At 70.9% G+C, this 12051-nt stretch carries 13 protein-coding genes and 2 pseudogenes; 9 read left to right on the forward strand and 6 right to left on the reverse strand.

Going from position 1 to position 12051, the window contains the following annotated elements; translation table 11 throughout:
• The 6 genes and pseudogenes from AADR41_RS38620 to AADR41_RS38645 all read left to right on the forward strand — a co-directional run.
• A pseudogene (locus AADR41_RS38620) lies at positions 1–198 on the forward strand (glycine oxidase ThiO); the annotation flags it as partial.
• Positions 195–413: a sulfur carrier protein ThiS gene (thiS, locus tag AADR41_RS38625; RefSeq protein WP_342286869.1), complete on the forward strand. Its 219-nt coding sequence runs from the start codon at positions 195–197 to the stop codon at positions 411–413. The pseudogene AADR41_RS38620 and the gene thiS, both read left to right, overlap by 4 nt.
• Before the next feature lie 2 nt (positions 414–415).
• On the forward strand, positions 416–1210 hold the full coding sequence (locus AADR41_RS38630; protein ID WP_342286871.1) for a thiazole synthase: 795 nt from the start codon (positions 416–418) through the stop codon (positions 1208–1210).
• Positions 1211–1322: 112 nt separating this feature from the next.
• The gene (gene pknB / locus AADR41_RS38635) at positions 1323–3227 is read left to right on the forward strand and encodes a Stk1 family PASTA domain-containing Ser/Thr kinase (protein ID WP_342286873.1); all 1905 of its coding nucleotides are present in this window, start codon (positions 1323–1325) and stop codon (positions 3225–3227) included.
• A 6-nt stretch (positions 3228–3233) separates the two neighbouring features.
• Positions 3234–4112: a deoxyribonuclease IV gene (locus AADR41_RS38640; RefSeq protein WP_342286875.1), complete on the forward strand. Its 879-nt coding sequence runs from the start codon at positions 3234–3236 to the stop codon at positions 4110–4112.
• 70 nt (positions 4113–4182) lie between these two features.
• The gene (locus AADR41_RS38645) at positions 4183–4698 is read left to right on the forward strand and encodes a DUF4396 domain-containing protein (protein ID WP_446751187.1); all 516 of its coding nucleotides are present in this window, start codon (positions 4183–4185) and stop codon (positions 4696–4698) included.
• Between the two features lie 50 nt (positions 4699–4748).
• Here the strand turns inward: AADR41_RS38645 and AADR41_RS38650 are convergent, their stop codons facing one another.
• Positions 4749–5381, reverse strand: coding sequence for a sulfite oxidase-like oxidoreductase (locus AADR41_RS38650; protein ID WP_342286876.1), 633 nt, complete (start codon positions 5379–5381; stop codon positions 4749–4751).
• Between the two features lie 154 nt (positions 5382–5535).
• On the opposite strand from AADR41_RS38650, the gene bfr reads away from it, so the two are divergent.
• Positions 5536–6015: a bacterioferritin gene (bfr, locus tag AADR41_RS38655; protein ID WP_124718145.1), complete on the forward strand. Its 480-nt coding sequence runs from the start codon at positions 5536–5538 to the stop codon at positions 6013–6015.
• A 28-nt stretch (positions 6016–6043) separates the two neighbouring features.
• On the opposite strand, the gene AADR41_RS38660 is transcribed toward bfr, so the two are convergent.
• Both AADR41_RS38660 and AADR41_RS38665 read right to left on the reverse strand, forming a co-directional pair.
• A complete protein-coding gene (locus AADR41_RS38660; protein ID WP_342286878.1) occupies positions 6044–6340 on the reverse strand; it encodes a (2Fe-2S)-binding protein in 297 nt (98 codons plus the stop codon).
• Between the two features lie 170 nt (positions 6341–6510).
• Entirely contained in the window at positions 6511–7857 is a 1347-nt protein-coding gene (locus AADR41_RS38665) for a class II 3-deoxy-7-phosphoheptulonate synthase (RefSeq protein ID WP_342286880.1), read from the reverse strand.
• A gap of 103 nt (positions 7858–7960) precedes the next feature.
• On the opposite strand from AADR41_RS38665, the gene AADR41_RS43055 reads away from it, so the two are divergent.
• Both AADR41_RS43055 and AADR41_RS38670 read left to right on the forward strand, forming a co-directional pair.
• Positions 7961–8017, forward strand: a complete 57-nt coding sequence (locus tag AADR41_RS43055; RefSeq protein WP_107408160.1) for a trp operon leader peptide — start codon at positions 7961–7963, stop codon at positions 8015–8017.
• A 93-nt stretch (positions 8018–8110) separates the two neighbouring features.
• Positions 8111–9997, forward strand: a complete 1887-nt coding sequence (locus AADR41_RS38670; protein WP_342286882.1) for an anthranilate synthase family protein — start codon at positions 8111–8113, stop codon at positions 9995–9997.
• Between the two features lie 95 nt (positions 9998–10092).
• On the opposite strand, the gene AADR41_RS38675 is transcribed toward AADR41_RS38670, so the two are convergent.
• The 3 genes and pseudogenes from AADR41_RS38675 to AADR41_RS38685 form a co-directional block, all read right to left on the reverse strand.
• Positions 10093–11097, reverse strand: coding sequence for a 2-hydroxyacid dehydrogenase (locus AADR41_RS38675; protein ID WP_342286884.1), 1005 nt, complete (start codon positions 11095–11097; stop codon positions 10093–10095).
• 128 nt (positions 11098–11225) lie between these two features.
• On the reverse strand, positions 11226–11918 hold the full coding sequence (locus AADR41_RS38680; protein WP_342286885.1) for a response regulator transcription factor: 693 nt from the start codon (positions 11916–11918) through the stop codon (positions 11226–11228).
• A pseudogene (locus tag AADR41_RS38685) lies at positions 11915–12051 on the reverse strand (MacS family sensor histidine kinase); the annotation flags it as partial. The gene AADR41_RS38680 and the pseudogene AADR41_RS38685, both read right to left, overlap by 4 nt.

Below are 12051 nucleotides of genomic sequence, written 5' to 3' on the forward strand. Positions count from 1 at the left end.
CTGCTGGGCCCCACCGCCCTGCCCGGCCTCCACCTCGCCACCGGCCACCACCGCAACGGGGTGCTGCTCACCCCCATCACCGGCGACGTCATGGCGGAGTTCCTCACCGGCGGCGAGCCGCCCGAGCCGGCCCGCCCCTTCACCCCGCACCGTTTCGCCTCCGCCACCGCCTCCGTACGTCAGGAGCAGCCCGCATGACCGAGTCCGCACCGCCCACCGTGTCCGTGAACGGCGAGGCCCGTCCCGTCGCCGCCGGCACCACCCTGGCGTCGCTCGTCGCCACGCTCACCACCGCGCACACCGGTGTCGCGGCCGCCGTCAACGAGACCGTCGTACCGCGCGGCCAGTGGTCCACCGCCGTGCTCCGTGACGGCGACCGCGTCGAGGTCCTGACCGCCGTCCAGGGAGGCTGACCGTGTCCGACGACCTCTTCGCCCTCGGCGGCACCACGTTCGGCTCCCGGCTGATCATGGGTACGGGCGGGGCGGCCGGCCTCGACGTGCTGGAGCGCTCGCTGACCGCCTCCGGCACCGAGCTGACCACCGTCGCGATGCGCCGCCTCGACCCGACCGTCCAGGGCTCGGTGCTCTCCGTCCTGAAGCGGCTCTCCATCCGCGTGCTGCCGAACACGGCGGGGTGCTTCACCGCGGGTGAGGCCGTGCTGACCGCCCGGCTGGCCCGCGAGGCGCTCGGCACCGACTGGATCAAGCTGGAGGTGGTGGCGGACGAGCGGACCCTGCTGCCCGATCCGATCGAGCTGCTGGACGCCGCGGAGATCCTGGTGGACGACGGCTTCACCGTGCTGCCGTACACCAATGACGACCCGGTGCTGGCGCGCCGGCTCCAGGACGTGGGGTGCGCGGCGGTGATGCCGCTCGGCTCCCCCATCGGCTCCGGGCTCGGCATCCGCAATCCGCACAACTTCCGGCTGATCGTCGAACAGGCGCGGGTGCCGGTGATCCTGGACGCGGGCGCCGGGACGGCCTCCGACGCGGCGCTCGCGATGGAGCTCGGGTGCGCGGCGGTGATGCTGGCGTCCGCGGTGACCCGGGCCCAGGAGCCCGAGCTGATGGCGGCGGCGATGCGTCACGCGGTGGAGGGCGGGCGGCTGGCGTACCGGGCCGGCCGAATTCCGCGCCGCCACTTCGCCGAGGCGTCGTCGCCGGTGGCGGGGCGGGCGGTGCTGGACCCGGAGCGCCCGGCCTTCTGAGCCGCCGGTACGGCGGCGGAACGCGTGTTCCTGTCACGGCTCGGCTTCAGTACGGCCCCGGGACCGCCCCGGCCCGTGGGTCGTGTCCGTGGCGGCTCGTAGACTCGCCTGCGTGGATACGACCCTCCAGGACCCTCTTGTCGGGCAGCTGCTCGACGGCCGCTACCGCGTCGATGCCCGCATCGCCGTGGGCGGCATGGCCACGGTCTACCGGGCCGTGGACACCCGGCTGGACCGGGTGCTCGCCCTCAAGGTGATGCACCCGGCGCTGGCGACCGACGCCTCGTTCGTCGAGCGCTTCATCCGCGAGGCCAAGTCGGTGGCCCGGCTCGCGCACCCCAATGTGGTCGCGGTCTTCGACCAGGGGGCCCAGGGGCAGTACGTCTACCTGGCGATGGAGTACGTCGCGGGCTGCACGCTGCGCGACGTGCTGCGCGATCGCGGCGCCCTCCAGCCGAGGGCCGCGCTGGACATCCTGGAGCCGGTCCTCGCCGCGCTGGGCGCCGCACACCGGGCGGGGTTCGTGCACCGCGACATGAAGCCGGAGAACGTCCTGATAGGGGACGACGGCCGGGTCAAGGTGGCCGACTTCGGCCTCGTGCGCGCGGTGGGCACCGTCACCAACACCACCGGATCCCTCCTGGGCACGGTCTCCTATCTCGCCCCCGAGCAGATAGAGAACGGCACGGCGGACACCCGTACCGACGTGTACGCCTGCGGCGTCGTCCTGTACGAGATGCTGACCGGCTCCAAGCCGCACGGCGGCGACACCCCCGCCCAGGTGCTCTACCAGCACCTCAACGAGCCCGTTCCGGCGCCGTCGGCCGCCGTCCCGGGGCTCCCGGCCGGGCTGGACGACCTGGTGGCGAGCGCCACCGCCCGCAACCCCGAGGGCCGCCCGTTCGACGCGGTGGCGCTGCTCGCCGAGACCCGTACGGCCCGCTCCGGCCTCACCGACGCCCAGCTGGACGCCGTACCGCCGCAGGCCACCGCCGAGACGCACGACGCCGCCGAGGACCGCACCAGCGTGATCCCGCGGCTGCTCCCGGCCGGCCAGGGCGTCTCGCACCACACCAGCCGGCTGGAGATGCCCCCGCCCACCGCGCCGCAGGACCGGCGCCGCCGCGGGCCGCGGCGCTCGGTGGTCGCCGTGGTCGTCGGCGTGCTGCTGGCGCTGGGGATCGGCACCGGTGTCTGGTACATCAACTCCGGGCAGTTCACCCAGGTCCCCCTGCTGCTCGGCCAGACCGAGAAGGACGCCCGGCAGCGGCTGTCGAAGGCCGGCCTGGAACTCAAGGGCGTCGAGCGGGCGTACAGCGACACCGTGGACCGCGGCAAGGTCATCAGCAGCGATCCGGGGTCCGGCGAACGCGTCAGGGGCAACGACGCGGTGAAGCTCGTCGTCTCGCGCGGCCCCGAGATCGTGAAGGTGCCCGACGTCCGGGGCCTCTCGCAGGCCGATGCCAGGCGTGAGCTGAAGAAGGCCGGCCTGGTGCCGGGCATGGTCACCAAGGAGTTCAGCGAGGAGACGGTCCGGGGCGACGTGATCCGTACGGACCCCGCGGCGGGCGCCGAGCGCCACCCCGACTCGGCGGTCGCGCTCCACGTCAGCAAGGGTGCCCCGGTGGACGTCCCCGATGTCACCGGGCTGTCCGTCCAGGACGCCACCACCACGCTGGCCGAGGAGGGACTGAAGGCCAAGGTGCTGCCCGGCCGGGTCACCTCCCCCGAGGACGCGGGCGACATCGCCCGGCAGTCGCCGGGCTCGGGTGCCGAGGCCGCCGAGGGCGACACCATCGAGCTCACGGTCTCCGACGGGCCGCGGATGATCGACGTCCCCGACGTCACCGGGAAGGACGTCGACGAAGCCACGAGCGAGCTGAAGGACGCGGGCTTCGAGGTCAAGGTCGACCGCCCGTTCCTGTCCTTCAGCGACACCGTCGCGAGCCAGTCCGTCGACGGCGGCGAGCAGGCCGCCGAGGGCAGCACCATCACCATCAAGACCAAGGGATTCTAGATCCATATGCGCAACCCAGTCGGCGGCCACATTCCGGTGGCCGGCGGCCTCGCCAAGGTCGGCCTCCCCTACGCCCGCGAGATGGGGGCGGAGGCCGTCCAGGTCTTCGTCGCCAATCCACGCGGCTGGGCGACCCCGGTCGGCAATCCGGCCCAGGACGAGCGGTTCCGCGCCGAGTGCGCCGCCGCGTCCGTACCGGCGTACGTCCATGCCCCGTATCTGATCAACTTCGGGTCGCACACCGGGGCGACCGTGGAGAAGTCCGTGGACTCGCTGCGCCACTCGCTGCGCCGGGCCCGCGAGATCGGCGCCCTGGGCGTCGTGGTGCACACCGGGTCGGCGACCGGCGGGCGGCCGCGCGAGCAGGCCCTCGCGCAGGTGCGCACGCACATGCGGCCGCTGCTGGACGAGCTGACGCACGACGACGACCCGTATCTGCTGCTGGAGTCGACCGCCGGGCAGGGGTTCTCGCTCTGCTCGCGGACCTGGGACTTCGGCCCGTACTTCGACGCACTCGACGCCCACCCCAGGCTCGGCATCTGCCTCGACACCTGCCACATCTACGCGGCGGGCCACGACCTGACCGGGCCGGTGGGCATGCGGCAGACCCTGGACCAGCTGGTGGCGACGGTCGGCGAGGGCCGGCTGAAACTGATCCACGCCAACGACTCCAAGGACGTGGTGGGCGCCCACAAGGACCGGCACGAGAACATCGGCGCCGGGCACATCGGTGAGGAACCCTTCCGCGAGCTCTTCTCGCACCCGGCGACCGAGGGCGTACCGCTGATCATCGAGACGCCGGGCGGCAAGGAAGGCCACGCGGCGGATGTGGCGCGGCTGAAGGGGCTGCGCGACCAGGGCCGACGAAGTTCCCCGACCCATTAAGGAATACCCCACAGGGGTATACGGTTCCTGCTGTCGGCAGGAACCGCTACTCGACGTCCGGGGGTTCACCATGCAGCACGGCACACACCACGACCGGCCCGCCGGCCATGCGGATCACACCGCCCACACCGCCCCCCATCACCCCGGCGGGGTGAGCTGGTCCATGGCCGCCGGAGCCACACTGCACTGCCTCACCGGCTGCGCCATCGGCGAGATCCTCGGCATGGTGATCGGCACGGCGCTCGGCTGGGGCAACATGGAGACGATGGTCCTCGCGATCGTCCTGGCCTTCTTCTTCGGCTACTCGCTGACCCTGCACTCCGTCCTGAAGGCCGGCGTCGACTTCCGTACGGCGCTGAGGGTCGCCTTCGCCGCCGACACCCTGTCCATCGCGGTGATGGAGCTGATCGACAACGGCGTGATCGCGCTGTGGCCGGGCGCCATGGACGCCACGCTCGCCGACACGCTGTTCTGGGGCGCGCTCGCGATCTCGCTCGCCGTCGCCTTCGTCGTCACCACACCGGTCAACAAGTGGATGATCGGCCGGGGCAAGGGGCATGCGGTGGTGCACCGGTACCACCACTGAGGAACGGCACGGGGCCGGGCGGGACGGACCGGCCCCGGGAGCCGCCGGGATCAGAGCTCGGGGCCGTCCCCGGGCTCTTCCTGGTAGGAGTACCGCTGCTCACTCCACGGGTCACCGATGTTGTGGTAGCCGCGCTCCTCCCAGAAGCCCCGGCGGTCGGCCGTCATGTACTCGACACCCCGGACCCACTTGGGCCCCTTCCAGGCGTAGAGGTGCGGCACGACGAGGCGGAGCGGGAAACCGTGCTCGGCGGTGAGCAGTTCCCCGCCCTTGTGGGTGGCGAAAAGTGTTCGGTCCGAGGCGAAGTCGGAGAGCCGCAGATTCGAGCTGAATCCGTACTCGGCCCAGACCATCACATGGGTCACGTTCGGCGCGGGCGGCGCGAGTTCCAGAACCGTACGGGCGAGGACTCCGCCCCATTCGGCACCGATCATGCTGAATCTGGTGACGCAGTGCAGGTCGGCTACGACCGAGGCGAACGGCAGCACCGAGAATTCCTGATGGTTCCAGCAGTGCTTCTCGCCGTCCGCGGTGGCCCCGAAGACCCGGAACTCCCAGCGGTCCGGCTTGAACTTCGGCACGGGCCCGTAGTGGGTAACCGGCCAACCGCGCTGCAGTCGCTGGCCCGGCGGAAGCTCGGACTGCTCTGACGCGCGTTGTTCCCGGCTTTCCGGCTGACCCATGTCTCCATGGTGACAGACAGGCAGGGGTGGTCCCGACCAGGGCGGGGGCGATTCGGACAACTCACAGTAAGCCTGTACTTACTGGACGGCCATCGGGTGCGATGCGAAGATGCGGCCAACTTGCCCAGTTCACCGGTTGGAAGGAGCCTGTGCGATGCAGGGCGACCCCGAGGTCCTTGAGTTCCTGAACGAGCAGCTGACCGCAGAATTGACTGCCATCAATCAGTACTTCCTGCACGCGAAGATGCAGGACAACTTCGGCTGGACGAAACTCGCGAAGTACACCCGCTCCGAGTCGTTCGACGAGATGAAGCACGCCGAGATCCTCACGGACCGGATCCTCTTCCTCGACGGACTGCCCAACTACCAGCGGCTGTTCCATGTGCGGGTGGGCCAGACGGTCACCGAGATGTTCCAGGCGGACCGTCAGGTCGAGGTGGAGGCGATCGACCGCCTCAAGCGCGGGATCGAGCTGATGCGAGGCAAGGGCGACATCACGTCCGCGAACATCTTCGAGTCGATCCTGGCGGACGAGGAGCACCACATCGACTATCTCGACACCCAGCTGGAACTGGTCGAGAAGCTCGGTGAGCCGCTCTACATCGCCCAGCTGATCGAGCAGCCGGACAGCTAGGACCTCTCGGCCGGCGCCGGCGAAACGGTCAGGCCGCGTCGGGAAGCGCGATTCCCGGTGCCGTGCCGGGGGCGATGCCCGGTTCGGTTCCGGGGCCGGATCCGGTGCCCGTCACGGCGCCGGCGCCGGGCATCCGCTTGTTGTCGAGCAGTTCGCGGCGCGGGCAGGCACCGCGGCCGAGCATCGCCTGGATGGCCCGGACGCAGCCGCCGCAGTCCGTGCCCGCCTTGCAGGCGGAGGCTATCTGCCGGGGCGTGCAGGCCCCGGCGTCCGCATGCTCCTTGACCTGCTTCTCCGTGATGCCGAAGCATGAGCAGACGTACACGCGGTTCACCTCCCGGCGGGATCGGTCGTTCGCTGCCACCCCGTTTATCGGTGAGGCTAACCTAACCTTACCCGGCACCCAGGGGCGTTAAAAGCCTCCGGACGCCCTGTGGGGCACGGATCACATCGATCCGTGCCCCACAGTCGTACATCCGCTGCCTGCGGTGATGCCTACTGGTCCCGGTACATCTCGGCGACCAGGAACGCCAGGTCGAGGGACTGGCTGCGGTTGAGCCGCGGGTCGCAGGCCGTCTCGTAGCGCTGGTGCAGATCGTCCACGAAGATCTCGTGTCCGCCGCCCACGCACTCGGTGACGTCGTCACCGGTGAGCTCGACGTGGATGCCGCCCGGGTGCGTACCGAGGCCCTTGTGCACCTCGAAGAAGCCCTTGACCTCGTCCAGGACGTCGTCGAAGCGGCGGGTCTTGTGGCCGGAGGCGGCCTCGAAGGTGTTGCCGTGCATCGGGTCGGTCACCCACGCCACAGTGGCGCCGGAGGCGGTGACCTTCTCGACCAGGGCCGGGAGCTTGTCCCGGACCTTGTCGGCGCCCATCCGGACGATGAAGGTCAGCCGGCCGGGCTCGCGCTCGGGGTCGAGGCGGTCGACGTAGCCGAGCGCCTCGTCGACCGTGGTGGTCGGGCCGAGCTTGATGCCGATGGGGTTGCGGATCTTCGAGGCGAACTCGATGTGCGCGCCGTCCATCTGGCGGGTGCGCTCACCGATCCAGACCATGTGGCCGGAGGTGTCGTACAGCTCGCCGGTGCGCGAGTCGGTGCGGGTCAGCGCCGACTCGTAGTCCAGCAGCAGGCCCTCGTGCGAGGAGTAGAACTCGACCGCCTTGAACTCGGCCGGGTCCGTACCGCACGCCTTCATGAAGTTCAGCGCGTTGTCGATCTCGCGGGCGAGCGCCTCGTAGCGCTGGCCGGACGGGGACGACTTCACGAAGTCCTGGTTCCAGGCGTGCACCTGGCGCAGGTCGGCGTAACCGCCGGTGGTGAAGGCGCGGACCAGGTTCAGCGTGGAAGCGGATGCGTGGTACATCTGCTTCAGCCGCTCGGGGTCCGGGACGCGGTCCTTCTCGGTGAAGGCGAAGCCGTTGACGGAGTCGCCGCGGTAGGTCGGCAGGGTGACGCCGTCACGGGTCTCGGTCGGCTTGGAGCGCGGCTTGGAGTACTGCCCGGCGATCCGGCCCACCTTGACCACGGGCACGGAGGCCGCGTACGTGAGGACGGCGCTCATCTGGAGCAGCGTCTTCAGCTTGGCCCGGATGTGGTCGGCCGACACGGCGTCGAAGGCCTCGGCGCAGTCACCGCCCTGCAGCAGGAACGCCTCGCCCTTGGCGACGGCTCCCATGCGGGCGCGCAGCTGGTCGCACTCGCCCGCGAACACGAGGGGCGGATACGACGTGAGGTCCGCGAGTACATCGCGCAGAGCCTCGGCATCGGGGTACTCGGGCTGCTGCGCCGCGGGAAGGTCTCGCCAGGTGTGGCCACCGGCGACGGAGGTATTGGCGTTCACGGTCACATCCCCAACATTACGGGGTTCGGCGGTGGGTCCATCCACACGCTCAACAGATGAGACACGCGCTCGGACGAGACCGGCGTCCGCTAGGGTACGGAACATGTTCGCGCAGACAAACCAGAACTGGTGGTGGACCGCTCATCCGGCGGCCCACTGACAATCGCGCGCGACAGACCACGCGAAGGCCGCCCGAGGGGCGGCCTTCTCCGCGTTTTCGGGAGCCGTTCCTCCATCCGGAAGGAACAACCCCATGCCTCACCGCACCGATGCCGTCGTCGACCGGCTCCTGAGTGACGGCTGCCCGCCGTTCGCGCTGCTGCGCAGGCGCACCCCCGGCCACGACCAGGACACCGTCGAGGTGCTGATCGGCCGGGTGCGGGAAGCGGACCGGCTCGCCGATCTCCCGGTCGGTGAACTGCCCTCGCTCGCCCTGGTGCCGTTCCGGCAGATCGCCGAGCGCGGCTTCGATGTGCGCGACGACGGGACTCCGCTGTCCGTGCTGGTCGCCGAGGAGACGTACGAGCTGCCGCTCGCCGAGGTGCTGGACCGGCTGCCGGTGCGGGAGGTGCACGTCGAGGGCGGCGCCTTCGACGTGCCGGACCAGGAGTACGCCGGGATCGTCCGGCGGGTCGTCGAGGACGAGATCGGGCAGGGCGAGGGCGCGAACTTCGTCGTCCGGCGGACCTTCGAGGGCGAGATCCCGGGCTTCGGGCGGGCCGACGCGCTGGCGCTCTTCCGGCGGCTGCTGGCAGGTGAGCGGGGGGCCTACTGGACCTTCGTCGTGCACACCGGGGACAGGACGCTGGTCGGCGCCAGTCCGGAGGTCCATGTCCGGATGTCCGGCGGAACGGTCGTGATGAACCCGATCAGCGGGACCTACCGCTACCCCGCCGAGGGCCCGACCGCGGAGGGCCTGCTGGCCTTCCTCGCCGACCGCAAGGAGACCGAGGAGCTCTCCATGGTGGTCGACGAGGAGCTCAAGATGATGTGCACCGTCGGCGACATGGGCGGGGTGGTGATCGGACCGCGGCTCAAGGAGATGGCCCATCTCGCCCATACGGAGTACGAGCTGCGCGGGCGTTCCTCGCTGGATGTGCGGGAGGTGCTGAAGGAGACCATGTTCGCCGCCACGGTCACCGGCTCCCCGGTGCAGAACGCCTGCCGGGTCATCGAACGGTACGAGCCCGGCGGGCGCGGCTATTACGCGGGGGCCCTGGCGCTGCTGCGGCAGGAGCCGGGCGGGGCGCAGACCCTGGATTCGCCGATCCTGATCCGTACCGCCGACATCTCGGCGGGCGGCCGGCTGCGGGTGCCGGTCGGGGCGACCCTGGTACGTCACTCCGATCCGGACGGCGAGGTCGCCGAGACCCATGCGAAGGCGGCCGGGGTGCTCGCCGCGCTCGGGGTGCGGCCCGGCCGGCCGGTGGACGAGGCGGCCCGGCCGCGGCTGGCGGGCGACCCGCGGGTGCGGGCGGCGCTGGACGCCCGGCGGGACGGGCTCGCGCCGTTCTGGCTGCGGATGCAGGAGCGCACCCACGAGCTGTCCGGCCGGGCGCTGGTGATCGACGGGGAGGACACCTTCACCGCGATGCTGGCGCATCTGCTGCGCTCCTCGGGCCTCGACGTGTCGGTGCACCGCTACGACGAGCCGGGGCTGCGCGAGCTGGTGCGGGCGCACACCGGTCCGGTCGTGCTGGGCCCCGGGCCGGGGGATCCGGGCGACACCGGCGATCCGAAGATGCGGCTGATGCGCGGGCTCGCCGCGGAGCTGGTCCGTGACCACCGGCACGGCCTGCTGGGGGTCTGCCTCGGCCATGAGCTGATCGCGGCGGAGCTGGGACTGGAGATCGTCCGCAAGTCCGTGCCGCACCAGGGCGCGCAGACCCGGATCGAGCTGTTCGGGCGGCCGGAGACGGTCGGTTTCTACAACAGCTTCACCGCGCGCTGCGACGGTCCGGTGGTCGACGAGCTCGCGGCGCACGGTGTCGAGGTGAGCCTGGACGCGGCCACCGGTGAGCTGCACGCGCTGCGCGGGCCGGGCTTCGCCTCGGTGCAGTTCCACCCGGAGTCGGTGCTGACGCTGCGCGGTGCGGCGATCGTGACGGAGCTGCTGGCGGAATTGCCGGTGGCCGGCTGAAGGAGCGGCGGACGGGATCCCGGAGGCGGTCCGGGATCCCGGAGGGCCGTCGGGTGGGCTCCGGTCGCCGGGCCGGAGAGCGCCGGGCCGGCGGCTCAGGCCGCCGGGAGCGCCGGGACCAGGACGTTGTCGCTGCGGCGGCCGGCCAGGTAGTCGGCGACGTTGCCCACCGTGGCGTCGATGATCTGGCCCACCGCGTCCTCGGTGTAGTACGCCTGGTGCGAGGTGACGATGACGTTCGGGAAGGTGACGAGCCGGGCCAGGGTGTCGTCGTCGATGCCCTCCAGTGACTTGTCCAGGAAGAACAGCCCGGCCTCCGCCTCGTACACGTCGAGTCCCACCCCCAGGAAGCGGCCCGCGCGCAACTCGGTGACCAGCGCCGTGGTGTCGATGAGTCCGCCGCGGCTGGAGTTGACCAGGATCGCGTCGTCCTTCATCCGGGCCAGGGCGTCCGCGCCGATGATGTGGTGGGTCGCGGGGAGCAGCGGCACGTGCAGGCTGATCAGGTCGGACTCGGCGAGCAGCTGCTCCTTCTCCACGTATTTCATGCCGAGGGCGGTGCAGGCGGGGTTCGCCGCGACGTCCCAGCCGAGCAGTTCCATGCCGAAGCCGTGTGCGATCCGGGTGAATGCCTCGCCGATCTTGCCGGTGCCGATCACGCCCGCCGTGCGGCCGCGCATGTCGCGGCCGAGGAGTCCGTCGAGCCGGAAGTCGAAGTCGCGGGTGCGGCTCGCGGCCCGGATGATCCGGCGGTTGACGGCCATCGCCAGGGTCCAGGCGAATTCGGCGACCGAGTACGGCGAGTAGTAGGAGACCCGGGCGACCCGCAGCGCGAGGCGCTCGGCGACGTCCAGGTCGATGTTGTTGAAGCCGGTGGAGCGCTGGGCGATCATCTGCGTGCCCCCGGCCGCGAGGGTCTGCAGGACACTGCCGCCCAGGTCGGCGTTGACGCTGGTGGAGATGATCTCGTAGCCCGCCGCGATGGGGGCGGTGTCCTTGTTCAGGAAGACGTCCAGGCAGCGGACCTCGTGCTGTCCGGCGAAGGCCTTCTCGATCAGCGGCTTCTCGTCGGACTGCACACCGAAGGCCAGGATTTCCACGGCTTCTCCCGTTCGTCGCACGGATCGGCGGACCGGCGGACCAGGGGGTCGGCGGATCAGGGACACGGGCCGGTCATCGCGAATATACGGCCCATGCCCCTGCCGCGCCGCCCGGCCGGGCCGCCGGCTCAGGCGTCGTCGAGACCGCGCTCGATCGCGTACCGCACCAGCTCCACCCGGTTGTGCAGCTGGAGCTTGCCCAGGGTGTTCTGGACGTGGTTCTGCACGGTGCGGTGCGAGATGACCAGCCGCTCGGCGATCTGCTTGTACGAGAGGCCCTTGGCGACCAGCCGCAGCACCTCGGTCTCGCGCTCGGTGAGCTGCGGGGCCTTGGGCTCGTCGGACGCGGCGGGCACCGGGTCGGAGGCGAGCCTGCGGTACTCGCCGAGGACCAGCCCGGCCAGGCCCGGTGTGAAGACGGGGTCGCCGACGGCGGTGGACCGCACGGCCTCGGTCAGCTCCTGCGTACTGGCCGACTTGAGCAGATAGCCGGTGGCGCCGGACTTGACCGCTTCCAGCACGTCGGCGTGCTCACCGCTGGCGGAGAGCACCAGCACCCGCAGCCCGGGGTGGGAGCCGACGAGCTCCTTGCAGACCTGGACGCCGGGCATGCCGGGCAGATTCAGGTCGAGCACCAGGACGTCGGGGGTGACGGCCTTCGCCCTGCGGACGGCCTGCGGTCCGTCGCCCGCGGTCGCCACCACGTCGAAGCCCGACTCGGAAAGGTCGCGGGCGACGGCGTCGCGCCACATCGGGTGGTCGTCGACCACCATGACCCTGATGGCCCGCTCCTGCGCGACCCCGGTGTTCTCGGTGCTCATCTCGCTGATCCTGCCTTCCCCCGTGAAACCTTCGGAACCTTCAACTCGACCTCGGTGCCCTGGCCGGGCACCGAGATCAGCTCGGCCGTGCCGCCCAGGTCACGCAGCCGCCCCCGGATCGACAGGGCCACCC

The organism is Streptomyces sp. CLV115 (assembly GCF_038448545.1).
Classification (GTDB): Bacteria; Actinomycetota; Actinomycetes; order Streptomycetales; family Streptomycetaceae; genus Streptomyces; species Streptomyces sanglieri.

Bases quoted from the DNA above. Each gene is read 5' to 3' on its own strand.
- thiS (WP_342286869.1), top strand. From the start codon at position 195: ATGACCGAGTCCGCACCGCCCACCGTGTCCGTGAACGGCGAGGCCCGT.
- AADR41_RS38640 (WP_342286875.1), top strand. From the start codon at position 3,234: ATGCGCAACCCAGTCGGCGGCCACATTCCGGTGGCCGGCGGCCTCGCC.
- AADR41_RS38645 (WP_446751187.1), top strand. From the start codon at position 4,183: ATGCAGCACGGCACACACCACGACCGGCCCGCCGGCCATGCGGATCAC.
- AADR41_RS38650 (WP_342286876.1), bottom strand. From the start codon at position 5,381: ATGGGTCAGCCGGAAAGCCGGGAACAACGCGCGTCAGAGCAGTCCGAG.
- bfr (WP_124718145.1), top strand. From the start codon at position 5,536: ATGCAGGGCGACCCCGAGGTCCTTGAGTTCCTGAACGAGCAGCTGACC.
- AADR41_RS38670 (WP_342286882.1), top strand. From the start codon at position 8,111: ATGCCTCACCGCACCGATGCCGTCGTCGACCGGCTCCTGAGTGACGGC.
- AADR41_RS38680 (WP_342286885.1), bottom strand. From the start codon at position 11,918: ATGAGCACCGAGAACACCGGGGTCGCGCAGGAGCGGGCCATCAGGGTC.